35 protein-coding genes are annotated in these 24,378 nt (G+C 53.0%); 7 read left to right on the plus strand and 28 right to left on the minus strand.

Going from position 1 to position 24,378, the window contains the following annotated elements; translation table 11 throughout:
• Window positions 1-61 precede the first annotated feature (61 nt).
• Window positions 62-670 carry a low molecular weight protein-tyrosine-phosphatase gene (locus ACH3PB_RS16035; RefSeq protein ID WP_416396444.1) on the minus strand — a complete coding sequence of 203 codons (609 nt, stop codon included), beginning with the start codon at window positions 668-670 and terminating at the stop codon, window positions 62-64.
• Here ACH3PB_RS16035 and ACH3PB_RS16040 point away from each other — a divergent pair.
• Window positions 669-1,829, plus strand: a complete 1,161-nt coding sequence (locus tag ACH3PB_RS16040) for a GNAT family N-acetyltransferase (RefSeq protein WP_416396445.1) — start codon at window positions 669-671, stop codon at window positions 1,827-1,829. The two genes, ACH3PB_RS16035 and ACH3PB_RS16040, sit on opposite strands and share 2 nt — an antisense overlap.
• Here the strand turns inward: ACH3PB_RS16040 and ACH3PB_RS16045 are convergent.
• Together ACH3PB_RS16045 and ACH3PB_RS16050 are read right to left on the minus strand one after the other, a co-directional pair.
• Window positions 1,792-2,865: an alpha/beta fold hydrolase gene (locus ACH3PB_RS16045; RefSeq protein ID WP_416396446.1), complete on the minus strand. Its 1,074-nt coding sequence runs from the start codon at window positions 2,863-2,865 to the stop codon at window positions 1,792-1,794. The genes ACH3PB_RS16040 and ACH3PB_RS16045 overlap by 38 nt on opposite strands.
• A gap of 55 nt (window positions 2,866-2,920) precedes the next feature.
• Window positions 2,921-3,475, minus strand: coding sequence for an HNH endonuclease (locus tag ACH3PB_RS16050; RefSeq protein WP_416396447.1), 555 nt, complete (start codon window positions 3,473-3,475; stop codon window positions 2,921-2,923).
• Between the two features lie 120 nt (window positions 3,476-3,595).
• On the opposite strand from ACH3PB_RS16050, the gene ACH3PB_RS16055 reads away from it, so the two are divergent.
• Window positions 3,596-4,147, plus strand: coding sequence for a DUF1439 domain-containing protein (locus ACH3PB_RS16055; protein ID WP_416396448.1), 552 nt, complete (start codon window positions 3,596-3,598; stop codon window positions 4,145-4,147).
• Window positions 4,148-4,153: 6 nt separating this feature from the next.
• Window positions 4,154-4,696, plus strand: coding sequence for a hypothetical protein (locus tag ACH3PB_RS16060; protein ID WP_416396449.1), 543 nt, complete (start codon window positions 4,154-4,156; stop codon window positions 4,694-4,696).
• Here the strand turns inward: ACH3PB_RS16060 and ACH3PB_RS16065 are convergent.
• Window positions 4,656-6,098, minus strand: coding sequence for a PLP-dependent aminotransferase family protein (locus tag ACH3PB_RS16065; protein WP_416396450.1), 1,443 nt, complete (start codon window positions 6,096-6,098; stop codon window positions 4,656-4,658). The genes ACH3PB_RS16060 and ACH3PB_RS16065 overlap by 41 nt on opposite strands.
• Window positions 6,099-6,290: 192 nt before the next feature.
• On the opposite strand from ACH3PB_RS16065, the gene ACH3PB_RS16070 reads away from it, so the two are divergent.
• From ACH3PB_RS16070 to ACH3PB_RS16085, 4 genes are all read left to right on the plus strand, one after another.
• Entirely contained in the window at window positions 6,291-6,461 is a 171-nt protein-coding gene (locus ACH3PB_RS16070; protein ID WP_416396451.1) for a DUF1127 domain-containing protein, read from the plus strand.
• A 4-nt stretch (window positions 6,462-6,465) separates the two neighbouring features.
• Window positions 6,466-7,074, plus strand: coding sequence for a LysE family translocator (locus ACH3PB_RS16075; RefSeq protein WP_416396452.1), 609 nt, complete (start codon window positions 6,466-6,468; stop codon window positions 7,072-7,074).
• A gap of 3 nt (window positions 7,075-7,077) precedes the next feature.
• Window positions 7,078-7,686: a DUF924 family protein gene (locus ACH3PB_RS16080; protein ID WP_416396453.1), complete on the plus strand. Its 609-nt coding sequence runs from the start codon at window positions 7,078-7,080 to the stop codon at window positions 7,684-7,686.
• 84 nt (window positions 7,687-7,770) lie between these two features.
• Window positions 7,771-8,538, plus strand: coding sequence for a sugar nucleotide-binding protein (locus tag ACH3PB_RS16085; protein ID WP_416396454.1), 768 nt, complete (start codon window positions 7,771-7,773; stop codon window positions 8,536-8,538).
• A gap of 110 nt (window positions 8,539-8,648) precedes the next feature.
• On the opposite strand, the gene ACH3PB_RS16090 is transcribed toward ACH3PB_RS16085, so the two are convergent.
• The 24 genes from ACH3PB_RS16090 to ACH3PB_RS16205 form a co-directional block, all read right to left on the minus strand.
• A complete protein-coding gene (locus ACH3PB_RS16090; RefSeq protein ID WP_416396455.1) occupies window positions 8,649-9,110 on the minus strand; it encodes a GNAT family N-acetyltransferase in 462 nt (153 codons plus the stop codon).
• 56 nt (window positions 9,111-9,166) lie between these two features.
• Window positions 9,167-9,745, minus strand: coding sequence for a YdeI/OmpD-associated family protein (locus tag ACH3PB_RS16095; RefSeq protein ID WP_416396456.1), 579 nt, complete (start codon window positions 9,743-9,745; stop codon window positions 9,167-9,169).
• Between the two features lie 14 nt (window positions 9,746-9,759).
• The gene (locus tag ACH3PB_RS16100; protein ID WP_416396457.1) at window positions 9,760-10,125 is read right to left on the minus strand and encodes an MmcQ/YjbR family DNA-binding protein; all 366 of its coding nucleotides are present in this window, start codon (window positions 10,123-10,125) and stop codon (window positions 9,760-9,762) included.
• Window positions 10,126-10,139: 14 nt separating this feature from the next.
• Window positions 10,140-10,559 (minus strand): PaaI family thioesterase, encoded by a 420-nt coding sequence (locus ACH3PB_RS16105; protein WP_416396458.1) that lies wholly within the window; start codon window positions 10,557-10,559, stop codon window positions 10,140-10,142.
• 3 nt (window positions 10,560-10,562) lie between these two features.
• Entirely contained in the window at window positions 10,563-11,420 is an 858-nt protein-coding gene (locus ACH3PB_RS16110; protein WP_416396459.1) for a DMT family transporter, read from the minus strand.
• A 117-nt stretch (window positions 11,421-11,537) separates the two neighbouring features.
• Window positions 11,538-12,476: a M14 family metallocarboxypeptidase gene (locus tag ACH3PB_RS16115; protein ID WP_416396460.1), complete on the minus strand. Its 939-nt coding sequence runs from the start codon at window positions 12,474-12,476 to the stop codon at window positions 11,538-11,540.
• Window positions 12,477-12,514: 38 nt separating this feature from the next.
• A complete protein-coding gene (locus ACH3PB_RS16120; protein WP_416396461.1) occupies window positions 12,515-13,477 on the minus strand; it encodes a sensor domain-containing diguanylate cyclase in 963 nt (320 codons plus the stop codon).
• Window positions 13,478-13,745: 268 nt separating this feature from the next.
• Window positions 13,746-14,225: a GNAT family N-acetyltransferase gene (locus ACH3PB_RS16125; protein ID WP_416396462.1), complete on the minus strand. Its 480-nt coding sequence runs from the start codon at window positions 14,223-14,225 to the stop codon at window positions 13,746-13,748.
• Window positions 14,226-14,744: 519 nt separating this feature from the next.
• Entirely contained in the window at window positions 14,745-15,068 is a 324-nt protein-coding gene (locus tag ACH3PB_RS16130) for a VOC family protein (protein ID WP_416396463.1), read from the minus strand.
• 126 nt (window positions 15,069-15,194) lie between these two features.
• The gene (locus tag ACH3PB_RS16135; RefSeq protein ID WP_416396464.1) at window positions 15,195-15,596 is read right to left on the minus strand and encodes a DUF6970 domain-containing protein; all 402 of its coding nucleotides are present in this window, start codon (window positions 15,594-15,596) and stop codon (window positions 15,195-15,197) included.
• Window positions 15,597-15,679: 83 nt separating this feature from the next.
• The gene (locus ACH3PB_RS16140) at window positions 15,680-16,420 is read right to left on the minus strand and encodes a carbon-nitrogen hydrolase family protein (RefSeq protein WP_416396465.1); all 741 of its coding nucleotides are present in this window, start codon (window positions 16,418-16,420) and stop codon (window positions 15,680-15,682) included.
• 127 nt (window positions 16,421-16,547) lie between these two features.
• A complete protein-coding gene (locus ACH3PB_RS16145) occupies window positions 16,548-17,243 on the minus strand; it encodes an aspartate/glutamate racemase family protein (RefSeq protein ID WP_416396466.1) in 696 nt (231 codons plus the stop codon).
• Between the two features lie 70 nt (window positions 17,244-17,313).
• The gene (locus ACH3PB_RS16150; protein WP_416396467.1) at window positions 17,314-17,934 is read right to left on the minus strand and encodes a hypothetical protein; all 621 of its coding nucleotides are present in this window, start codon (window positions 17,932-17,934) and stop codon (window positions 17,314-17,316) included.
• A gap of 154 nt (window positions 17,935-18,088) precedes the next feature.
• Window positions 18,089-18,562, minus strand: a complete 474-nt coding sequence (locus ACH3PB_RS16155) for a GNAT family N-acetyltransferase (RefSeq protein WP_416396468.1) — start codon at window positions 18,560-18,562, stop codon at window positions 18,089-18,091.
• 133 nt (window positions 18,563-18,695) lie between these two features.
• A complete protein-coding gene (locus tag ACH3PB_RS16160; protein ID WP_416396469.1) occupies window positions 18,696-19,073 on the minus strand; it encodes a hypothetical protein in 378 nt (125 codons plus the stop codon).
• A gap of 111 nt (window positions 19,074-19,184) precedes the next feature.
• Window positions 19,185-19,550, minus strand: a complete 366-nt coding sequence (locus tag ACH3PB_RS16165; RefSeq protein ID WP_416396470.1) for a cupin domain-containing protein — start codon at window positions 19,548-19,550, stop codon at window positions 19,185-19,187.
• A 111-nt stretch (window positions 19,551-19,661) separates the two neighbouring features.
• Entirely contained in the window at window positions 19,662-20,684 is a 1,023-nt protein-coding gene (locus tag ACH3PB_RS16170) for a hypothetical protein (protein ID WP_416396471.1), read from the minus strand.
• A gap of 122 nt (window positions 20,685-20,806) precedes the next feature.
• The gene (locus tag ACH3PB_RS16175) at window positions 20,807-21,019 is read right to left on the minus strand and encodes a HigA family addiction module antitoxin (protein WP_416396472.1); all 213 of its coding nucleotides are present in this window, start codon (window positions 21,017-21,019) and stop codon (window positions 20,807-20,809) included.
• Between the two features lie 197 nt (window positions 21,020-21,216).
• The gene (locus tag ACH3PB_RS16180; protein WP_416396473.1) at window positions 21,217-21,525 is read right to left on the minus strand and encodes a DUF1272 domain-containing protein; all 309 of its coding nucleotides are present in this window, start codon (window positions 21,523-21,525) and stop codon (window positions 21,217-21,219) included.
• A 429-nt stretch (window positions 21,526-21,954) separates the two neighbouring features.
• Window positions 21,955-22,254 (minus strand): helix-turn-helix domain-containing protein, encoded by a 300-nt coding sequence (locus tag ACH3PB_RS16185; RefSeq protein WP_416396474.1) that lies wholly within the window; start codon window positions 22,252-22,254, stop codon window positions 21,955-21,957.
• Window positions 22,255-22,273: 19 nt separating this feature from the next.
• The gene (locus ACH3PB_RS16190) at window positions 22,274-22,573 is read right to left on the minus strand and encodes a transcriptional regulator (protein ID WP_416396475.1); all 300 of its coding nucleotides are present in this window, start codon (window positions 22,571-22,573) and stop codon (window positions 22,274-22,276) included.
• Window positions 22,574-22,694: 121 nt separating this feature from the next.
• Window positions 22,695-23,642 carry an RDD family protein gene (locus ACH3PB_RS16195; RefSeq protein ID WP_416396476.1) on the minus strand — a complete coding sequence of 316 codons (948 nt, stop codon included), beginning with the start codon at window positions 23,640-23,642 and terminating at the stop codon, window positions 22,695-22,697.
• Window positions 23,643-23,776: 134 nt separating this feature from the next.
• Entirely contained in the window at window positions 23,777-24,160 is a 384-nt protein-coding gene (locus ACH3PB_RS16200) for a HigA family addiction module antitoxin (RefSeq protein ID WP_416396477.1), read from the minus strand.
• Window positions 24,070-24,348, minus strand: a complete 279-nt coding sequence (locus ACH3PB_RS16205) for a type II toxin-antitoxin system RelE/ParE family toxin (protein ID WP_416396478.1) — start codon at window positions 24,346-24,348, stop codon at window positions 24,070-24,072. Before ACH3PB_RS16205 ends, ACH3PB_RS16200 begins: the two co-directional genes overlap by 91 nt.
• Window positions 24,349-24,378: the final 30 nt, after the last annotated feature.

Consider the following 24,378-nt stretch of genomic DNA (forward strand, 5'->3'; position numbering starts at 1 on the left):
CGAGACATCTGGTAACTAAAAAGGGCTTCGGCCCTTTTTTTGTATGCCTTATCGCGCCTGATTAGCCCGCAATGATCTTCCTGCGCCAGCTTTTGATGCCTCGACGAATGGCATCAAGGGCAATCTGGAAGGCTTCGATTTCTTCAGTATACGGATCCTCGATCTCGACATCATCGAGCTCACCCAACCTGAAGGTCTTGTCGGCCGCTTCAGGATAATTCTTCTCAATATAGAACTGCTGCTCCGTGTCCATCACGAAAACGACGTCCGCCCAGGCGAGGTCTTCGTTGCTGATCTGTCTGGAGACATGGTCAGTAATGTCCGAGCCGAGCTCACGACACAAGGTAACCGAGTGCGGATCGGCAGGGCGTCCAACCAGCGCAGCGATGCCACAGGAACGGGCTTCAAACTTTACTTCCTGATCGCTCGCCTTTTCGAATAGCGCAGCGGCCATGGGGCTTCTGCAGATGTTACCGACGCAGACAACCAACAGCTTGATGACGAGCGTGTTTTGCATGACTGTAACCCGAGAATGATGCCGCAACTGACTACACAAGGTAAGATCAAGAGTAGCTGAGCCGAGCTGCTTGGCGAAAGCGGCATAGGGTACCGTTCCCCAGCTGCGCCCGCAATCCGCCTTTACCTGTATCACCTGAGCCTTCTGCGCCATGTACCGAACAGTTTTTTCCTCCGGTATCGCCGATATCGACAAAGCCGACTGGCAGGCGATCGTCGGGCCGGACTACCCCTTCATCCAGTATGCCTTTCTAAAGGCGCTAGAAGACACTGGCGCGGTTGGCGAGGATAGCGGCTGGGCGGCTCAGCACATTCTGGTGTATCGCAACGAGCGTCTCGTTGCCCTTGCGCCGTCTTATCTGAAGACCCACAGTTATGGCGAATACGTGTTTGACTGGGCGTGGGCAGACGCCTTCCATCGATATGGCAGGGAATACTATCCCAAGCTCGTGACAGCGATTCCGTTTACACCGGTGACAGGGCCACGAATTTGTGTAGCCGCAGGTGAGGATGAAACCACTATTCTCGATGAGATGGTGGACACGATCAGGTCCGCAGCGATGGCGCAGCATTTTTCTTCCTGGCACCTGTTATTCCCCGCAAAAGCGATATCGGATGAAGTAGGCAAAAACACGATGCAAAGGTGTGCGGTGCATTTTCAATGGCGCAACGAAGGCTACGCCAGCTTCGAGGCATTCCTGGCGGAGTTCAGTTCGCGCAAGCGAAAGAACCTGCGTAAGGAGCGCGAAAAAGTCCGTGCGGCAGAAATCGAATTCGAGGTGCTCAGTGGCCACGACATCACTGAGGCCATCTGGGATGACTACTACCTGTTCTACCAGATTACCTATGCCCGACGCAGTGGCCACGGCGGCTACCTTGACCGCGAGTTCTTCAGCGCGCTCTCAAACACGATGCCCGAGACCCTGGTGCTGGTGATGGCGAAACGACACGGCGAGTATATCGCCGGCGCTCTCAATTTCAGGGGCAAGGATACCTTGTACGGGCGCTACTGGGGCTGCAAGGCCGACTTCGATTTTCTGCATTTCGAGACCTGCTACTATCAAGGCATCGACTATTGCATCAGAGAGGGATTGCAACGTTTCGACCCCGGTGTTCAGGGCGAGCACAAGCTACAGAGGGGCTTCCGGCCGACCTACACTTACTCGAATCACATCATTGCAGAACCCGTATTCGAAGCAGCAATCCGTGAATTTCTGGGGCGGGAAAAGCCTCAGGTAGAGGCTTATTTTCAAGAAGCGTGCAGCTACCTGCCTTTCAAGGCGCAGGCGCCGGTGCCACACGCGCCTGATTGAGGATGAATCCGTGCATGAGCTCAGCGGATTTGCCAGGTCGCTCCAGCATCGGCATGTGACCGGCATCTTCAAAAATGAACTTGCGAGCGTTCGGGATCAACAGCGTGAAGGCCTCGGCGTTACCCTGCGCAATCACCCGGTCGAGCGCGCCCCACAATACAAGCGTAGGCGAACGAATCTTACGGATGATATCTCTGAATTCGTAGTCCGGCTCCTCTGGCGAAAGATCGGTATAGATTTTCTCGAGCACGTCCTGCTGGGCCGCGGCGCGCTCTGCCATGACCGATTTCAGAGGCCAGGGTATGAACGGCGGATCAGCCATGGCGTAGCCGATGAGCTCATCGAACTCGTCTGGTGAACCAATGATCAGCGCATTGTTCCCTTCACCCAGCCCCTTGATGAAATCACTCTCGACATCGTAGATGCCGGCAGGATTGAACAGGGTGAGGGTTTCGATCTGATCGGGATATTGGGCAGCGTAGAGCGAGGCAATCGCACCACCCATGGAGTTGCCTGCGAGGTGGAACTCCGTAAGGCCGAGCGTGCGCAGGAAGTTCCGAAGCCGGATGACCTGCTGCGGCAGGTCATAATCCAGCGCGAGATCCTTGCTGGAGTCGCCGTGTCCGGGCAAATCGGGAATAATCAGCGTGTAATGGCTGCCAAGTTCGGCCGCCAACCTGACCCAGTTGTCCTTGTCTCCACCAAAGCCATGAAGCAGGACGATGACCTCACGCGGTGTCTTGTCTCGCATGTCCTCGTTTTCACGATCAAGCGCTGATGACTGCTCGTCGATATCAATAGAGCGGCGCGGCGGATTGAAGCGCTCGGATCTGAGGAAACTGATGCGGAGTCCAGCGACATCGACCTCATCCACCACCAGCCCACCACGACCTCTCTCGTAATCGATTGCATAGTCATACAGGTCACGACGCGTGTCGTCGCAGCCCGACATGAACAGAGCCAGCAGAATGGATAGCGTGATGAACAGCCGCTGACGACTGCAGTGAAGCGACGAAGGTAATGTGGTGGAAAACAACTCGACCTCAAATGTGGTGAAGCAAACCTGCCTTCGCTCGCCGAATCACCAGATCTCAGGCGACCAGATTACGAAAGCCCTTTTTCAGAAACTCCATCTGATCGGCCAGTACCCTGCGGTTGGACAGATAAAGGTATTCATGACGGTTCGGACGGTAAGGCACGGCGAGCAGTTCCAGACTGCACTCCTCGAGCATCTTGTTGCCCTTGTAGTTATTACAGCGCTTGCAGGCCGCCACCACGTTGGTCCATATATCGCGCCCGCCACGGCTGAGTGGAATGATATGATCCCGACTCAGGAGATGCTGTGGAAAGGCATCGCCACAATACATGCAACGATAGCCATCGCGGGCGAACAGATGCTTGTTGTGCAGGGACGGGGTAGTCGGCATGACCTTGGGGTTACTACGCCCGACAAGAATCTGCGGAATTTCGAGCGTGGACTGTATGCCAAGACGATTGATGCCGCCATGCAGGGTGGAGCAGATTTCGCCAAAGCTGTAGAGTACCCTGTCAGTCGTGATCTCATTCACGGCCGCGTAGACATCTATCCAGCATTGGGGCATGCCCGAAGGGGTAATCTTCAGTACCCATGGTAACATCGGCGACATACGCTGCAACTCCATCGAAGTTTTGCATGGAAACACTAACTTAGATAACACTAAAAAGAAATCATGTTAAGACAATATTACCGTCTGCCAAAAAGGCCAGTTTATTTTATGATTCCTGTCATGTTCCGCACCGTTCTGATCTCATTGGCAGCACTACTTACGAGTTGCGCTTCAATAAGCCCTTACACCATCGGCGAAGACGAGCTCAAGGGGTATCTGCTTGAAACCCTTCAGGAGTTTGATCGCCAACAGCTGAAATCCGGCTCGCCACTTGGGCTCAAGGTCAATGAAGCTGATGTCGATATAGGACCGGAAGGCCGTGAGGTCATTCGTCTCAAGCTTGGTGGCACGGCATCGGTGAACGCGCTGCTCGCCAGCATTCCGGCAGACTTCGTATTGGATATCGAAGGCACACCAGTGTTCGATAACGAGGAGAAGGCTATTTACGTCCGACGCTTTGCACTGAACGACGCCAATCTGCAGTTGCCGTTCATCAAGCAGGATCTCAAGCCCGTAACCAGACAGATCATGGCCGTGGTAACCCAGTATCTCGAACAGGTGCCGGTCTATCGGCTCGATCCGGACTCTGTGGCGGGCCGGCTCACCAGTCTGAAAGCGATGCAGATCCAGGTGCTGCAGGGCAAGCTGACCCTCGTACCCGACTCGGACTGAACCACCATGCCTTCATACCTCAGCGCCCTGCTGGCAGTGGCTATCGTCTTGCTTGGTGCCTGTAGCAGCTTGCCCGAGCGAGACCGTACGAAGAGCGTCCTGGTACTGCCACTCGTCAGCGCCAACGAATCGTTCAGTGGCTGGGGCGGTCGCTACGAGCTGGAACTCACGGAGTATTCCCTGTCGATGAACGATTGGCAGAAGCTGGCCGAACCGATCATCGTCGACCTGAACGCCGACAGCTATCAGCTCATCACCTCCATTCCACCGGGGCGCTACATCATCACAGGCATCACCCGTCAGGTGGACCCGCATTTACGTTCTACGGGTGAGCGTCAGTCTTCCTTCGTCACCAGCACGCCCTTCGTATTGCGCAAGGGTGAGGTGACCGTACTGGGGCAGGAGCTGTTCATCAGTCAGTCACAGAAAAGCGCGGTGATCTACGCCGAGTTCGCCTTTCGGCCGCTGCGCCCCTACCGTCTCCAGGAAATCGAAGACTCGCTGGAGCTTAGGCAGCAGAATGACTGGGACTACGAGCCAGCTCACTGACCCAGTGACCGAGCAGCGCGATGGCATGTTCCCGTTCGCGGCTCCAGCCCTGTGCATAGCTCAGGCGCATGCAGTTTCTGTAGTGTCCTGATACCGAGAACATTTCTCCAGGCGCGAAGAGAATGCCGTGATCATGCGCTTTATGGTAGAGCGCGGTGGCGTCGATGATCTTCGGTAGCTCCAGCCAGGCCACGAGCCCGCCCTGCGGCTTGGACATTCTCGTCGCTGGCGGGAAGTGTTCGTTCACCAGCTCTGTCAGTCGATCGAAGCGGTGGCGGTAGGTTTCCCGCGCCAGCCGGAGATGCTTGTCGAACGCGCCCTGCGAGAGAACCTCCGTCATCACCAGTTGCGGTAACGAGGGGCTCGCAATTGAATTGACGAACTTCTGATGGGTGATCTGATCGAGATAGCGGCCTGGCATGACCCACCCAAGGCGCAGCTGTGGATCAACAGTCTTCGATAGGGATGAGCACAAGAGCACGCGCCCACCAGTGTCATATGCTTTGATGGCTTTAGGCCGAATCTCGCCAAACTGCAGCTCACCGTAAATATCATCCTCCACCAGCGCGACATCATGTCGCTCCAGCAGCCCTACCAGCTCCCGCTTATGCTCATCCGGCATGAGCGTGCCCATCGGATTGGAAAAGGTGCCCACGGTCATGACGGCCTTCACCGGCCACTCATGCAAGGCGAGCTTCAACGCTTCCAGACTCATGCCAGTCTGCGGATGAGACGGAATCTCCATCGCACGCAGGCCATAAGCCTGAATGAGCTGCAGCAGGCCGTAATACGCGGGTGATTCGACCGCCACAATATCACCAGGCTTGGTCAGCACCTGCAGGCACAGGGCCATGGCGTTCTGACAACCTGCGGTGGTAATGATCTCATCTGGCGAAACGAACACACCTGCGTCGATGGCGCGCCGTGCGATCTGTTGCCTGAAAGCCGGCAGGCCTTCCGGGGCATCATAGCCGTTGCCCAGATAGCCGCGTTGACGGGCGATTCTCGTGTAGGTCTTTTTCAGCAGTCCCACGATTGGAAAATCGAGGTTGGGTATGGCCGAACTCATGGTCAGACCGTTACGGGCGGCCGCATCTCGCTGAACCTGCATGATGAGTTGGGAGATGTTGGCCGGGCGTGGCTTCGGCAGGCTGCGAATCTGTGTCGGTTGCTTGAGCTTGTCTTCAGTGGCTCGCAGTACGTAATAGCCAGACTTCGGTCGCGATTCGATGAGGCCACGGCTCTCGAGCAGGGTATAGGCGCTGTTGACGGTGGCAATGCTGACTTGCTGCTGTTTCGCAAGCACTCGCACCGAGGGCAACTTGTCTCCAACGTCGAAAAGGCCGTGGCGAATCTGGTCGCGAACGTGTTCAGCAATCTTCGAGTAGAGGTTGGATTCCATAACAGATTCACCGTGGCACGTGCATACCGGTACAGTTAAACATTCGACCGATACAGATGGTCAGGAGATGACCAGCACAGTTTACACGCTTAACAATCTGTACCGGTCACAATATTGTTACTCTACATCTGTTACGAATCAATTGACAGGTCTATCCTTGATCTACGGTTCACTAACAGAGGAGATCCAGACATGCCACGTATACGACGCTTGATTCCACACTTCACTACCCTTCGTCACTGGGTCCAGACTCAGCGTAGCCGGAGAGAGCTGGCCAGGTTGCCTGAGCACCTGCTCAATGACATCGGTATCGACGCGCTGGCGCGGAAGCACGAATTGTCCAAGCCGTTTTGGGTCGATTGATCCGATGACGGAGACACTGCTGGCGATCGTGTTGTTTGCGATAACAATGACGGGGACACCAGGCCCCAACAACATCATGATCATGACCTCAGGCCTCAACTACGGCATCCGCCGTTCACTGCCGCACTTCTTCGGTATCTGTATTGGTACGGCAGTGCTTGTGTTTTCAGTGGGCATGGGGCTTGGCGCCCTGTTCTCGGAATACGCCTGGCTTCACACCGGCGTCAAGATTCTAGGCGTAAGCTATCTGTTGTTTCTGGCCTGGAAAATAGCTAACGCTGCAGCGCCAGTGCGACCTGATGCCGATGCGGAATTCGTGTCGCTGGGCACACCGCTCACCTTCTTTCAGGCGGTCCTCTTTCAGTGGGTCAACCCGAAGGCCTGGATCATTTCGATCGGGGCGATAGCAGCCTTCACAACCGGCGATCAGTCACTGTTTCTGCAGGTCGGGGTCATCGCCACCATCATGCTGGTCTGCGCCCATCCCTGTGTGGCGATGTGGCTGGTTTTTGGATACTCGCTGCGTAACCTGCTGGCGGACCCTGTGAAGCGGCGGATGTTCAACTGGACCATGGCAGTCTTGCTCGTGGCGTCGGTTATCACTATCGTATAGGGCATGACAAAGCCCTCCTCGGAAACGATTGCACAACGCGCTAACGGCCTACCAAAAGAAGCCATCAGCGTACTCGCCTTCTGGTTCGACGAGCTCACCGAAAAAGACTGGTTCAAGAAGAGCAAGCAGCTCGACGACGAGATTCGCAAGCGCTTCGGCGAGCTGCATGAGCAGGCGCGGCGCTGTGAGTGCTGGCACTGGCGGGAAGCTGAAGGTGCCGAACGCAGCGCGCTCGGTCGCCTGGCCGAAATCATTCTACTCGACCAATTCGCGAGGAACCTGTATCGCGACTCTCCCCACGCCTTTGCGGCTGATCCACTGGCGCTCGCGCTTTCCCAACAGGCTGTTCAGCAACAGGCAGACCAGCAACTCGAGCCGCGCCTGCGAAGCTTTTTGTATATGCCCTACATGCATAGCGAATCTGCGATGATTCATGAGGAAGCGATGAAGCTATTCTCGCAGCCAGGGCTTGAATCTAACTTCAAGTTTGAAAAACGCCACAAAGAGATCATCGATCGCTTTGGGCGCTATCCACATCGGAACGAGGTACTGGGGCGGAAGTCGACTGATGAAGAGTTGGCGTTTCTGGAGACACCCGGATCGTCGTTCTAGCCTCACGGGCTGACCCGCTAGTTAGTGGCGAGCAGTCCGACCTCGCGTCCAATTGCATAATAGCCTGCCCCCGAGGAGCCTTTCATGAGCAAAGCCGCAGCACCCGCACTGAAAACCGCGCTCGTCACGGGCCTGAATGGCCGCTTGGCCCCGCACCTGAAAAGAGCGTTAAATGAGGACGATGTAGAGGTCGTCGCTTTTGATCGAACGCGTATTGATATCAGCAACCGAGATCAGCAACAGGCACTGCTGATCAGCCAGAACATCGATGCGATCTTCCATCTCGCCACCGGCCCAGAAAGCTGGGTCGGCACACTTGCAGGGCTGGCGCGGGAACAGAACATTCCATTTGTGTTCACCAGCACCGAAAGCGTCTTCGAACCGACCAGCCCCGGCCCCTTCACCCCAGCGCATCCCGCAGATGCGACCAGTGATTACGGCCAATACAAGATTGCCTGTGAACAGGCCGCGTGCCAGGCGCATCCCGATACCCTCATCGCCCGCCTGGGCTGGCAGATGTTCGACACCTTCGATGAGGACAACCTGCTTACCCATGTGCGGGATATGCATAATGAACATGGGGTGCTCGAAGCCAGCACGACATGGCTACCCGCTGTCGCACATGTCAGACACACCATGGAAGCGCTCATCCAGCTCGCCCGAGAAGGCGCTACCGGCACCTATCATATCGACGGCAATCAGAATGGCTTGTCATTCCATGACCTGGTTACGCTGATCAATCGTCATCATCAGATGAACTGGAACATTCGCAAGGGCACGGAGCCGACACGTGATGGGCGCATCGTCGACCCGCGGCTTTCGGGTAGTGATATCGCAGCGTGTTTCAAATGAACTCCCTGCGATGCTGAGTATGGTGCCAGCGGTAGTCATGCAATCAGCACGGTACAGTGGCTACCGCGTTCCAGTATCATGCCTGCGCCATGTAATTTCCTCGACGCTTGTCAGGGTTCCAGCTCCAGTACCATGAATACACTGTTTGGATCCTCTTTATACGGCCAAAAAGGTTCGCAATAAGTGAAGCCGTGCTTCAGGTAAAGGTTTCGGGCTGGTCGGAAAAATTCCATCGAGCCGGTTTCCAGCCTGAGGGCGCGGTAAGCTCTGTTCTTCGCAACTTCCACCATGTGCCTGACCAGCTTTGAGCCGATACCGGCACCTCGTGCAGAAGCATGCACTCTCATCGATTTCACTTCACCGTGAAATGGATCTATTTCCTTCAAAGCTCCGCAGGCGACCAGCTCGGCACCACTATAGACAGTCCAGAAGGTGATTTCTGAAGCCCTCAGTCCCTCAATATCCAGCGCATGCTTGCTCTCTGGCGGCGATGTAGCCTTCATGTCTTCGATATGCTGCTGTAGAAATTCGGCTATTGCCTGGCCTTCAAGGTTGTCGAGCCGGATGTCCATATCTTGCCTCCAACAATGACACTGTGGACCATATATCTGCCACAGAATGTGGTGCCTTACTCTGCCGCCTTCGGCGAGCTGAATGCCTTGCTGTAGAAGCCTGAAGGATCGAAGCAACAGACTCTGCGCTTGCCCGAGGCGAGTTTGTCGCATGCCTCAGCAATCCGTTTCGCACGCGTCTTCCCCTGCTTCGCAGATGTCATCCAGTGGATCCAGTCTAAGCGAGCCAGGGTCGTGGTGCTATTCCAGACCAGGTGAGCTTCCGGGTTGGCTTGAAGAGCACTGCTGAAGTCTTCAGGCACGGCGGGGTCCGGCTCCACTTCCAGAGGCGCTAACCCAACAGCAACGAAATCACCGAAGTTCGCGCCCGCGGCTTCACGCAGCTGAGTGCCCACCTTGAGCCAATGACTTAACTGACCGTCGGGTTCGAGCGTCTCGCGAAAGGCGACTCCGTTGAGTGTGCCATCTACGGTAATTCGGCCTCGTCTTGGCAAACAGTCGCTGGCGCTCTTGGGCAGGACCAGAAAGCCCCAGTCTGCATCGGGGCCAATTTGCTTCGGGCGCTCGAGACGCGCTTTGAAGATGTCATGTTCATCCCTGCTGATCATTTCAGTTTCACCTGATACGCGTGACACGATGACTCCCGCCGTCAGTTCTGATTGAGGCCGAGCTCTTTCTGCAACTTCTTGCTCAAGCCCAGAGATACGATGCGGTGAGATTCCCTCAAATAATACTCGAGCTCCCCCTCGGCAAGGCAGGTCCCGTCAAACTGTTGTATCCACTTCAGCCCTCGCGAGGCAAGATACGGCGCCGGTCTGAAGCCGGGCTTGCTGCTTAAAAAATGAAAGTCGAGATCGGACGTCTTGAAACTGAAGGCGGGCTGGTCAGATTTATCCCAGCCACCAATGGCGAATACCTTTGCGCCGACTTTCCAAACATCGGAGCCTCCCCATTGCACCACGTGGGTTGAGGCTGGAAGAGAACGGCAGAGCGCGTTGAATTCTTCGTAGGTCATGTCAATCTCGCAAATCACCTTCCAGCGTTCGCTTCAACCTTGTTGATGGTACCTTGAGCAACCGCTACCGTCCGTTCGCCTTCGTCACCCACTGCAATCACCGTGCATTGGCAAACGGCCTGGCTCCTTCCAGAAGACACGACTGTTGCCTTGGCGACGAGTCTCTTCCCAATCGCAGGACGCAGGTAATTGATCTTGTACTCTGAGGTAACTGAATCGCCCAACACCGAGCCGCCCGCAAAAGTCAGTGCATTGTCTGCGAGGTAACTGACAACGCCACCATGAACGAAGCCATGCTGCTGCTTTAACTCTTCTCTGATCACGAGCGTGAGTACAGCAGTCCCGGGCTCGAACAGTTCAAGCTGAGTACCAAGAAGGACGCTGAAAGGCTGGCTCTCCAAAATCGTTCTACCGAACTCGAATAAGTCACTCATCGTTTATTTCCCTGAAGGTGCATTACCGCTCTTACTCAAGATGACCATGGCCACCCCGCCCAATATGGTAATCGATGCAAGGCCCAACCTCACCGTAATTGGCTCAGCCAGGAAAACCACGCCACCGATAGCAGCCAGTACTGGAACGGACAACTGAACTGTGGCTGCTGTGACCGCTCTCAGGTGGGGCAAAACGGCATACCAGATCGCGTATCCGGCACCAGAGGCCAGGGCGCCTGACGCGATGGCGAACCCGATACCTGACCAATCAGCCTCGATATCCTGAATGAACAGTACACTCAACACAGCGGCCATTGGCACCGCGCGGACAAAGTTGCCCATTGTTATGAATGTAGGATTCCCCGTCCCCCGACCGCGCAGGGAATATACACCCCAGGCAATGCCGGCCATGAGCATGAGGATGGAGCCCAACAGGGGCGGCGCCTGAAGTCCCGGGAGCATTAAAATCAACAGTCCCGCGACGGCCAGCAGTGCGCCCATGACTTGTCGTGATGTCAGTTTTTCACCCAGCCAGAGTCCGTAGCCGATCATGGTGGCTTGCACCGCGCCGAATAGTAGCAAGGCCCCTGTTGCTGCTGACAGGCTCACATATGCGAAGGAAAAACTCGCCGCATAGACGAATAGGGCGGATGCTGACGACCAGCTCCCACCTACGGTGAGGGACCGTCGCTTCCAGCTTACCAAGGCGACCAGCATGACTGCACCCGAAATCAAACGCACCAATGTGAAGGTCGCAGCGTCAATCAAGCCATCGGCCAAAGCCAGCCGGCAAAGCAGCGAGTTACCAGCAAAGGCCAGCATTGCCACAAGCGTGGTGATCGCCAGCCGAAGTGAAGACATTTCGTTTCCCCATTCGAAGGGTTTGCGCTGCATCTGAGAGCCACAGCAGGCTCAGGGCATTTGATTACGTTTGCCCGACTGTACTCCGCGTTGTGACTGCAGAACTCTACGCCTTTCCTATTGGTGCGCCAACGCATAATCGATAGCCGCACATACCGCGATGGCTTGCGCGGTATTGCATTGCTCGGGCGTCGCTGAAGGACTGTCTGGATAGACCTCGGTGGTGGTCCTAAAGGGAGCGCTGGTGATACTGGCGCAGAGGCCCAACTGCTTGAGCGGATACAGGATGACGCCTCGCGCCACTTCAGGTAAGCCGATAATTTCACCGTTATTATCAGCCGGCGCGATATGAGTCACCTGCTCCACGGCCTCGATTATCGCCTGCTGGAATGCTGGCTGAGGGTTCTCGCTATCACCCACCAGATAAAAGCCATCGGGAATGCTACCGGGTTCGAAGGGTTTACCGTCACGGGCAGCCAGGGCGGGGCGAAATTCGGTTTCGTCAGTATCAGTGGTTTCGTGCAGGTCGATATGCATCAGAACTCGTTCGCGTAGGGGCGCCACCAGTCGCATGAGCGCTGCGGACTCTTCAGCTGACTCCTCCGGAGAAAGTCCTGCCCGAAACGAACGGTTCGGGTCGATGGCATTCGGGTTCCAGCGATGGATGCGCTCGTAGGCCCAGGGGCTGACGCAGGGGGCTACGAGCAGGTTGATGCGACCACAGTAGCCTTCCGCATGCCGATCGATGAACTGCAGCGCGCCATGCACACCGCTGGTTTCATAGCCGTGTACGCCGCCGGTGATGAGCATGACCGGAAGGTCATCACGCCAGTCACGGCTCCGGATCGCCATCAGCGGATAAGTCTCGTGATCGTAGTTGAGACGGCCGTACTCTTCCACCTCGAAGCGAGGACTCATGCGCTCGATGACGCTGACCACCTCGGATTCGTAGCTGCGTTGACGGGTCTGTTTCGATAGCCACGTAGCGCGTTCCGAGTCGCGCCAGGGGGTGCCGGGGGTGCCGATTGGGTAGGGCGGCGGCGTAGGTGTGCTCATACGACCTTTTCCGTTATTTGCATGGCAACGCCTCGCCTCTAGCGCTCCCGGTCATTCTTTGTTTCATACATCGCTGCATCAGCCAGCGCAATCATCTCTTCTAAAGAGTGCTCTGCGTCATGTGAAAAGGTCGCAACACCGGAGCTGTATTCGATGCGATAAGGCTTGCGAATCGCTTTATTCATCATGTCCATTTCTTCTTTAAATCTGTCCAGAATGATTGTCACGCCATCATTAGTACAATCACTAAGCATCACCACGAACTCATCCCCGCCGAGCCTACCAATCACATCGCTCTCACGGAATACACTACCCATTACCTCGGCGAACTGCCTTAAGGCAAAGTCACCTTCATGATGCCCGTAGTTATCATTGATCGCTTTAAACTTATTGAGATCGAACAGAACCACCGACATCGACGTTTTCTTGCGTCGACAAACTTTCTGGCTATGTTCAGCCAGTGTCAGAAATCCCCTTCGATTCGATATCAAGGTCAGTTCATCCAGTGTTGCCATCTGGATTGATCTGATCTCTTGCTCAATCATCGCTCCAAGGTCACGTAATAACTCTTTATCCTCTTCGCTCAAATGCTTTGGCTTTGAGTCGATAAGGCATAATGTCCCCAGGTTTATGCCCTGCCTTAACTTCAGCGGATATCCTGCATAAAACCGAATGTTTGGTGCATCGGTGACCAGAGGGTTATTAGAAAATCGCTCATCCTCAATCGCATTTGGAATAATGAACAAACCATCCTGATTAATGGCGTGGCCACAAAATGATATTTCCTTCGGCGTCTCAGATACTTCCAGCCCTTGCTTCGACTTGAACCACTGCCTTTCCTCATCAACCAGGCTAACCAGTGAAATTTCAACGCCAAACATACGCCTGGCCATTCGAGTGACTCGATCGAATCGTTCTTCGTGGGACGTATCAAGAATTTCGAGCGTTCTTAAGGCATGCAGCCTTTCGGCTTCATTGGCGGGCAACTCCGGCTTAATCATCCCGTTTCCCTCTTTAATGAATTTGTCTGAGTACAGCGCGCCTGAACACGCGGCGGACTGACTACAGACATCAAGTCTGCGTAGCTCCAGTTCTGTGTGCTAGAGCAGCGTTCTACTCACACCGCACGGCGTCCTCTGGAGCAACTGCTGCGATATGATCGGTAGAAAGAGATGTAACGATAGTCAGTATAGTCAGACCCAGCAAAGCCTGCTCACGCTGGAAGGCCAGCGGACATTGGTCCCGCCCAAGCACTTGTAAGCGCTCATTTCACCGATTTCTCCATAGGGTAGCCCAAGAGGCCACACCATGATGCTGAAGGACCAGATGAAACGAAGCCATTACGCTCGTAAAACGCACGCGCCACTGCCGTACTCTCAAGGAAGAAGTTTGTACGCCTAGTCGTTTTCCAGACTCAATCATCGAGTTCAGCAAGGCCTTACCGACACCCTGATGTACGACTTCAGGCAATACGTAGCAAAGCAGAATCTCTCCCTCACAGTGCAGAAGCCCGACACCGACAATGCTGCCGTCGAAGATAGCAACTTTGCCCTCCAGTTCAGAGGCGGTAAACCAGGACGACAGGTTTTCACGGGTCTTGTTCGCCAGCCACTGTTCGATAAGCGCTCGTTCTGCACGATGATCTGCCTGACATAGTTCTATGATCGATCTATGCAGAACCAGGCATGCCTCGGCAGCATCATTCTTCGTAGCTGTGCGTGTGGTGATAGTTTGGGGCTGTGAATCCATAGGCAAATGCTTCTTATGCGCCCGCTGTGCGCGGCGTTCTGTCGGAGCGAGTCCGAGCAGTTTGCCCTGCACGACCTATTATCAGCTGGCCCCAGATCATTGCCCAACGCGCCACCTTCTCGTCCGCCGATAGCAGGCGAGGTTGAACGCGAACTGGCTTCGCAAATAGCTCAGGATCATCGAAGACTAACGCGTTGACTGCGCCTTTCGATTGCTTTGCTATATTAGCCCCCACGGCGAGAAGCTGCTCACAAGACATGCAGTGATAGAATGCCGCCTGCCCACTCCCAGTGGCACGAATCAAAAATTCCGAGTTTCTAGAATCGATTTCGATGACCAGTTTTGGATCGCAGACCATCGCAGACGGATTCGACTGGCAGAATTCGCAATCACATATGCGGGGCATCAAGCCTCGGAGGTCGAAAGCAGCTTCGATAACAAGTTCGCACTGTCCGCACTGGCATTTCCCGAAATGTTTCATCAAGCACTCGCCTATCGGTCTGCAGCCGATTGCTAAGGTTACTGTTCACTGAGCTCAACGACTCTGCCATCAGGATCTCGAACGGTGTAAATCTGCTTGCCGTTGAATTCGTGCTGATTCGCAATACTCAACTGTGATAGTACCTGCTGTACATCTTTTACCGAGAAGCCGAGCCTGCCATTCCCCACCGCGTCATTTTCCGCTAATGGATAAAGCTCGAACACGAAGCCAGCATCTTGCGATGAATAGTGCAGAGGCCCTCCACCATGCTTTTCCCTGACGAAGGTGAAACCAAGTAGTTCATAAAATTGCCTAGTCGTTTCTAACTCTTTGCACCGCATGACAAGCAGGTTAATTTGCATAGTTCTGAAGACCTGACCGATCCGGCTTGCCGGCGAAGTGTTTTGCAGCGAGGCATAAGATTGACCCAGCCAATGCCACGCTGCGGACTGTACGATTGAACGTACGGTTAGGTGAGATTCTTGGGCTCAGTTGGGCGCACCATACAACACTTCGACCAACTTACCTGATGTCGGGAAATCGAAACATGAGGGCTCCCAAGCGCCAACGATGCCAATGAAACCGCAAACTTCAGCACCATCGGTCGAATATATGGTTGCTCCCAGATCACAGCATGGGAATCGACTATCAATTAGATACACGACTCGGCCTTCATAATCGTACTTTGCAACTTGAAAGGGATTGGTACCATCCTTCTCAATGTCAGAGATTGTCCGTTCCAACCACCTCGGCAATTCGACGTCATGTGTGAGCTCATCGGCGTGAACCAACCACGGTGTTAGCATGACGAAAAAAGTGATGCTTAAGTAAGAAGTCTTCCTCTGCTTAAACTCCACTATTTCTACACCTAGTGCTTTGCTCAGTCGCATTTGCGCTGGAGCGGGTTTGCGCAACGAAGCCCCGAAACGACATGCACAAAACACGTGGAAGCGCGCATGTCGGCGGCAGCTCGTTATATTTCAATCACTTCCCCAGACCAACCCGCAGCTGTGTTCTTTGCAATAACAATGGCTGACTGGCTCTCATTTGCTAGAGCGAGCAGGCCAGAGGGCGTCCAGATAGCACTCTTGCCGCACGGTTGCCCACGGCTTGAACGCGAGTTCTGATTAGCCACCGCTACCAAGATTCCATAGGTCCGAGCATAGCTCTTCAATACTTCAGTATCTTTGACGTACCCGTTACGAGTTATCATGGCGCCTGAGATATAGATTTTCGCGCCCTTGTCGACGCAGTCGCTTACATGTTCCGGGACGTTTGTGTCTGCACAAATAGCGTTGGCTATCGTGCTGTCGCCTACGGAGACTAGTTCGTAACTCGTTCCAACTGAAAAGTATTTTTCTTCTCCAGGATGCAGATGCATCTTGGCATACGTGCGAATCGTCCCATCTGGCAGAAAAATAAAAGAGCCGATCTGCGGAAGGGCTCTTGTAGCAATCGCGGCTCCAGCAACCACTACCAGACCATGCTCACGAGCGGCGAGCTGCAATGGTTCAAGCCGGCGATCTTCGCCTGAGATCGCGAGTGACTGCGATAGCTCAGGCTCATAGCCTATAAGGGAAAGCTCTGGGAACGTAAGAAAAGAGATATTGCACCGTGCGGCTACCTCGATGGCATTTAAATGAGCCTCCAAGTTTCGGTCGATCCCTCCACTTTCGGATGAAATCTGAGCCACACCAACTTTTAAAACCGTCACACAGTCATCCTTGAACTATTATGCTGCTCAGCACGCATTCACACTGCAATTTCCGCTTAGGTCAACCTGGCTCGATTTCTCGCTTGCAACATTTGCGACGGGAAAACCATCCGACAACAGCATCTAGTTATATCCTGCCCAAGGCATACTGAACCGCCTGCTCAGCATGTATTTCTGTCGTGTCGTACAGTTTGATCTCTGTATCCGAGCTTTGGATCAAAAGGCCTATTTCTGTGCATCCCAAAATCACGCCCTGTGCGCCGCGTTCAGACAAAGAAACTACAACATCCAGATACAGCGCTTTTGAATCAGGCCTGACTACACCCTTGCACAACTCATTGTAAATTACAGAATGAATGCTCTCTCGTTGCCGCTCATCCGGCACGACAACCTGGATACCATGATCTTCGAGACGGCCAAGATAAAACACCTGCTCCATAGTAAACCGCGTTCCTAGAAGCCCTACGCAGGTTACCCCATCCTCCTTGAGCCGGTTGGCCGTGGCATCCGCGATGTCAAGAAGGGGGATACTTACCGCGCTTTCAATCTGAGAGGCGACTTTGTGCATGGTGTTCGTACAGAGAACCAAGAACTCTGCACCTGCCGATTCAACCGACTGGCCTACCGAACTCAGTATTTCACCTGTTGCCTGCCAATCCCCTTGGTGCTGCAACGCCTCAATCTCGGCAAAGTCCACACTATAGAGGACGAGCTTTGCCGAATGGAGCCCACCGAGCTCTTCTCGTATTCTCTGGTTGATCAGCCGATAATAAGTCTGGGTTGATTCCCAACTCATTCCGCCAATTAAGCCTATTGTTTTCATCGAGCACCTCCCTGTTGATACTTTGATTTAACGCTATTCTCACCGGTAAATCGGGAGCGCAGTGAGTGATTTATCCGCGTGCAGCAACTGGCAGTATTTCATTTGCACGGCAAGCAGAAATATAGTCCTGCCAATCCCCCAGAATGCGCCGACGCGTGTCCAGTTCGCTAGCATGCTGCAATGCATGAAATGTTTCTATGTACTTGCTTCGAGCTTTCATGAAGAGCTCACTGTCGAACTGCTCTGAGATCCATTCCCGCTCCTGACTCGTTGGCTCTTCGAGAAGTTCCTCGATTTCCTCGATGTAGTCCGGCTGCGCCCGGTTAGATAAGTGCCACATGTCTTGTTTCGGCATCGACCGCGATAACAAATAGGGGAGCAGATAAATATTGCTCAGCATCGAATCAAACAGATACCTCCGCGCTGTGCTCAGTGAACCTAAGCGGTAGTGCGCCAATGCGGCATATAGCAGAAATGCGGGCTCACCGATGTCATCTGCAAAGGTCTGTTTGAACCATTCCAAATATTCGGCTGCTTTCTCGGGAGCACCACTAAGCACATAATAGACGCACACCCTGTAGCGTTTTCCTGAGCCGTCCGAAATCACGTCGAACTTTTCCTTTTCCTTGAAAAGTTCTCTTCGCGCCCGGTCAGCGCGGTCTCGATACTTCTTCTGTTCATCGGTTAGCACAGACTTACCTCAAGAGATATAACGCTTGGTTCAGCAGCGAAGGTTTGGCGGCGGCCTTTTTGGGCCTAACAAAGAGGATGACAGCAAGCCTATGTCTGCTGCAGCCGCTCGTATGTACGAAAAACGGATGACCATGCACGAACGCTCAGCTTAATCAGGCAGCTGTGGGGCGCCAGCGGAAAAGCCGGTCCGCGTTCAGCTGTTGAGAGGCGATAGTAAGCCGCATCGCTTCTGGCTGCCCTTGAAATCCTAGGCTACGCCAGAACAACAGTGCCACGCAGTTATCCGCATGAACATCAAGCTGCACGGCACTCGCGTTATGCCACACCTCGCCTGCCAGAAATCTGAACGCGCTACGTCCAACACCGCCGCGGCGGTACGGTTGCCTAATCAAAAACTGACGCAGATGAATTTCGACATCACCCCTAAACAGAGCATATCCAATAGGCACGATGGACCGGAAAAACAGGACGCATTCATAGTCGCGGAACGCCAACCACGACCGCATGCGCTGTTCAAGCGCCTGCCGATCAAGATCTGTCTTGTGACCGGACGCTTCGATCATCTCTTGGTTCAGTTCCGCCAAAATCGGCGCATCCAACTCTGTTGCGTAGCGGGCTTCGTCCACCCCGGTCTCCTGCGATCTAAAGCCTTGCCCAGCCGCTTACGCGCTAGAGGAGGTTTTGGGCAATAATGGCGCGAAGCAACTTGCGCAAAGCCCGTGGAAGCGCGGATGGCAGTTGAAGTAACTCGTCATGCCCTTATGGCCCCTCGAATCCTACTTCTAGCTCGTCAGGCCGAAGCGCTGCTTTCCGAAGAAGGTCGATAACACTAGCGACGTAGACCTTAAGAACATCATCATTCACCAGCGAATGAATAAAACTAAGTTCTTCGATGACCCAAGGCAGCATGTCCCCCCGGCAAACCCAGCGATCAGAGCGGTTGCGCGAAACGTGATATGAAAATTGCAAATTGTAGGCGTTGCCAATCCCGAAGATTCTCCAAAAAACTCTCTCCGGTACGTACACCGTGTCGGCATGCAATTCGGGATAGAAGCCAGGCTGGGAACCGCAGGGAACCAGAATTACCGAATATTCGAGATCGCCCTCGAGTTCTGTTTGCTCCAACAAGAATTTCATATGAGCTCATTCATAACTTTCAGCCTAGCGGCAGAGGCTTGATGGCAAATATTGCGAACGGCAAAAAAGTGACAGCAAGCATCTTTCCGTAACAGACGCTTGTTGCCTGATTCAAATCCAGACGTCATTCTCTGCCGTCTTACCACCCACCTCGTCGCCAGTATTCACAACGCCACGTGGTTCGATAAGCAAAATCTTTGCTTCATGTTCCGCATAAGGCTTGTGCTCAACGCCTTTCGGGACAACGTACATTTCACCCTCAGACAAACTCACCGACCCATCTTTAAAATCAATTCTCAGGCTACCCGCAAGCACGATGAAAGTCTCGTCCGTATCCGCGTGGTCATGCCAAACAAATTCCCCTTGGATTTTGACTACCTTGAACTGGTAGTCGTTCATTTCAGCTATAACCTTCGGTGACCATTGCTCCTCAAAGAGCCCGAGCTTGTTTTTGAAATTGATCGCCTGATAATTCATGGGAACTCCTTTTCAGTAACACGCTTTGCTCAGCCGCATATGCGCTGGAGCGGGTTTTGCGCGACAGTGGCGCGAAGCGAAATGCGCAAAACACTTGGAAGCGGGTATTTGTTAAGAGGGACTAGCGCGCTCTGCTTCCTCAAGTTTCTTCAATGCGAAGTCACCCCGTTCTGACACCGGTGGAGATTCGTCTAACGCAAACTGTTCAGCAAGCACCCTAGCCATAGCACCTAGACTGTCAAGCTCTCGTATCAGTATTTCTGCTGAAATACGCCTTACGATTGATGAACCATCCTCTGATGATCTTTTTAATAGTTCGAGTAGCGGAGTTTCGACCTCCAATTGTCGCTCGCTAACGACCGGCACTAGCTTTCTTTCACCATATCGTATGTCAGTCCACTCCCACCTCCGACCTTCAATCCAAGCGATTCGCCTTTCAAACAAGCAACGATATGCTTTAGCCCGAACTGAAGGCTGAATGGCAGAATTAGCTATTTCTTCAATTGCTTCATCAAGTATCGGCGTGCGGCCAAGCTGTGAAAAAAGTGAAGGCATCGGCCCGGAAGCCGAGAAAATAAGCTTAGATCGAAGGCACCGAGCTATTTCTTTCTCGCAGATGATTTGCAGAAGAACCTCTCTCTCCGCCTTTTCTATCCTTCCCCAGGAGTTCCACCTGGAAAGTGCAACACAAAGCGCTTCAACCACACATTCAGGATCAGTCGATCTTGCTATTTCAGGAAGTTTTTCCCGTGCGGCCTTGCGAACTTGAGGCACCCAATCATTAAGTCTACGAACAGCAAGAGAAAAAAAGAAGGCGTTTGGTGCTGCCCCCGAGAGAGCTCGCAGTGCTTTTTCTCGCTTGTAACCATCCCAGCTTATCAGATCCAACCAAGTTACTAGTCCCGTCGGCTTGGACCATACCTTCCACTTCGGAGGAGTGGATTCTCTTAGGGCAGAAGCAAACTCCGAGCGAATCACGCGCTCCCAATAATCAAAACTCGACAGTGGCAAGCTATCCGTCACATGGATCAGTGCCGACACATCAGCCACAACCTTGCTTCCCGAATCAATCGAGCTAGCAAATTCTTTCAGCGCAGAAAGGACTTTATCTCTCAGAAGCTGCGACTGTTGCATCTACTAACCGCCTCTTAACGTCTTGCCCAGCCACCTACGCTAGAGCGGGTTTTGCGCGACAAAGGGCGCGAAGTAACTTGCGCAAAGCCCGTGGAAGCGCATATGTGGGTTGCAGTAACTGATTAAGCTGCCTCGAAGCCGATACGCTCAATACTATCGAAATCTAATCGACCGCGAGCCACCGAAAGGTCATAAAGATCCTGCATGGCAAGCCAACAGTCAGGGGACCGGTTGAGAGCACGGGATAGTCGCAGCGCCATTTCCAGACTTACTCCGCTAGATCCTTTTAGTAGCCTGGCCAGAGTGGAGGCTGAAACCTTCAGCTTTGCGACCAATTAGCGAGTGCAGCCTGAATGCCAGTGGTACTGCCGGTTTAAATCTTGGTCGCTCACAATCTCACCCAGAAAGTCGATCATCTATTTCGCATCAACCTCAGATAAGCCACATAACACCGGTCTGAACGGCGCTCAGAGCGAGCGTCCGGCGACCGAAGGGAGCGTATTGGATGGCTTAATTATGGGAGGTCACGCTATCACCTGAGTTCAGGCTTTACATGCTTAGCGCTCTCGGAGAACGATTTCAGCTCATCCATACTGTACGTCGTATGAACTCTTTTGTCCGACGCCGGTTGATGCTCGATACTTGTTCCTGACCTTCTTGCCACCTTTGGCCGAATCGGCCTTGACCTAAACCCACCCCCGCAGTTAGGGCAAACGTTCTCCAATATTTCATTGACGCACTTCTTGCAGAAAGTGCATTCGTAACTGCAAATCATAGCTACGGATGAGTCAAATGGTAAGTCTGTATTGCAGCACTCACAATTAGGTCTGAGTTCCAGCATTCTAGGTAGTTCCTGTTTTCACATAAGGTCGTGCTCAGTTGCCGGAAGTCGGGTGCAACGCTCTGTTATGAGTTGGACGTATGGACCTGGCTTACTCCAGTGACGTGACCACTAAGACTCCGCCTATAACCACTAGAGCAAACGGTACAACTGAATAAACAACGACTCCGGCCCATGATCCTGCTTTAAGCGCCTTGAGACCGTCTGCGATCGAGACGATAACGAAGATAAAACAGACGATGCCAACTGCGAGATGGCGTCGATATTCAGGCTCGAGACCTATCACAAAGAAGACGGGCCCTATAGCCGAGCCAATCCACGTTAATGCAACGCCTTTCGCCCCGATGAAGGTTCGATAAATGTCGTGACTCATGCGGACTCGATACTCTTAACGCCTTGCTTGGCGTGCATGCCGGTTGCAGCGACTTGTTAACCCCTAAGTGCGAGGTCTTCTCGAATAACCTCAGGATGACGAAAGGCGATTTTAATTAGTGCTTTGGCCGGACCTGATGGCTTACGACGACCCTGCTCCCACTCTTGCAGTGTGCGAGGAGAAATATGCAGCACCTCAGCAAACTGAAGCTGTGTCAGACCCGTCTTGCTGCGAGCCTCTGCCACCTCATTGGGCTCTGCAACGCTAACTCGTGCAGAGGTCCCAGCTTTCACCTCCTTGATAGACTGGAGCAGCTTATTGCCAAGTTCCTCCGCTGTCAGGGCATCACTCCTCATTTTCAAGAACCTCTCGGATCTACTTCAGGATATGCGCGGGTATGTTTTCCATAACGGCCTTCTTGTAAATGACCAGAAGCCAAATTTCTCCATTCACCAACTTAGTGAAGTAGGTGACTCGCACTCCACCACTTTTCCCAGAACCCGCAATCGACCAACGAACTTTTGGACACCCGCCGCTACCAGGAATCTGAGTGCCAACCTCTGGGTTAGCTGCAAGCCACGAAAAGAAGCTATTTCGCTCACCATCGAACCAGATTCTGTCAACGTCTGCCTTAAATGTAGGTGTTTCGATGATCGTATACATGACCATCATCATACGTCATTGACGTACCTGCACACGGCGGAATTTTGGAAGGGTTAACGCCTGGCTCATAGGCAAAGTGCAGTTGGCAGCTTAATATTAAGATTTGACACCACAGTCACTTGTTAGATTCTCGCTACTCCGTACCTTTAAGCTCAAGGGGGTTAAAATTATAGGCATTGCTAGACCAACTGGAAGTAATCCCTATGTCGTACCCATATGTAAGGTTAATCTGAATCATATCTTTTTGAAGAGCTTGAGGGTAATTAGCGACAATGATAGCAGCGAGCCGTCTGGCCAGATCAGAATCACTCACATCGTCGCTTTTTAGGAACGCCTGACTCCTAATATAACTTGTCGTTTTTGGGTCGTTATTGGTAGCACTAAAAGTTGAAGAGCCTACAAATAGAGTTGCGTAGGAGACAGCAGGATCATTTGAAATCGCCGATTGGACAGGCAACATACCCTTGAATGGTTCGCTTTCGACTAGTTGACTAGTGAGAGCTGGGGTGACGGCAGCTGCCAGTAAAAGCAGGCCGACGACTATCAGATGAACATTCCAAACCTTTCCTGGTTCTTGTTTTTCAACGTTCGCGTGAACGACGTAGGTACCTACGAATAAGTCATGAAGTGACTGACGAGTAGTCCGATTGAAAATATACAGGTATAAAATTGAAAGCGCACCACCAAATACAATCATTGAGATTATGTAAAACACTAAAGAAAAGGTAATCTCATCAGGAAGTCTAGCTCCATTCAGAGCAAAAGGGGTCGCTAGAATTAAATAACGAACTACAGATCTACTAAGACTTATCGAGTTATTTTTTACGTTAACCACTTTGATGTCAAAGATCTTCTTTCCTACCGTTTGGCCTCCAGAGATTGAACTATTCAATATTCCAAAGTAGACAAGGGCTATTGAGAAGCCAACTAGTCGCCCCCAGCCTCCGATTTGAACGAAATACCCCTCAAAATATAGGCCAAGGATAAAACCAAAAGCGCCAAGCACTAAAGTATCAATGATTAGCGCACCAGTTCGGCGCCAGAAGCTGGAAACCCAGTCGCGTTCTACTTTTTCAGTCATAATGATTCCCGGCGGGCGACCAAGACAATCTAACGCTGCCATCATGGGCAAATTGGAGTGGAGTATTTTGTGCAAACATTGAGCGAAGCGAAAGCACATATACGGAACGCAAATTTTTCCCTTGAATGGCTTTGTTAAGCTGCCTCGAAGTCGATGCGCTCAATACTGTCGAGATCTAATCGACCGCGAGCCACCCAAAGGTCATAAAGATCTTGCATGGCAAGCCAGCTTTCGGGGGACCGGCCGAGCGCACGGGATAATCGCAAGGCCATTTCCGGACTTACTCCGCTAGAACCCTTAAGCAGCCTAGCCAGAGTGGAGGCAGAAACCTTCAGCTTTGCGGCCAGTTGACGAGCGCTAATTGAGTACGGCTCGAGATAAACCGCATTAATGAACTCACCTGGGTGAGGAGGCATGTGCATAGTCATCAGTGATAGTCCTCGTAATCGAGTATGTACGCGTTGCCGTCTCGAAACTCGAAGGTCAATCTCCAATTCCCGTTGACCCAGATTGACCATCTACCCTTGCTCCTGCCTTTAAGCGGGTGCAGGCGAAAGCCCGGGACCTCCATGTCTTCGATAGTGTGTGCTGTTTCCAAGGCCACGAGTTGCATTCGAAGCTTTTGCTGATGTGCAGCCTGAATGCCAGCGGTACTACCAGTTTCGTAGAACCGCTTCAGTCCTTTGTGACGAAACGATTTAATCATCTCGCAATTGTAGCGTAGTGCGCAACACGC

The sequence above is a fragment of the Allohahella sp. A8 genome (assembly GCF_047946665.1).
Lineage (GTDB): Bacteria > Pseudomonadota > Gammaproteobacteria > Pseudomonadales > Oleiphilaceae > Allohahella.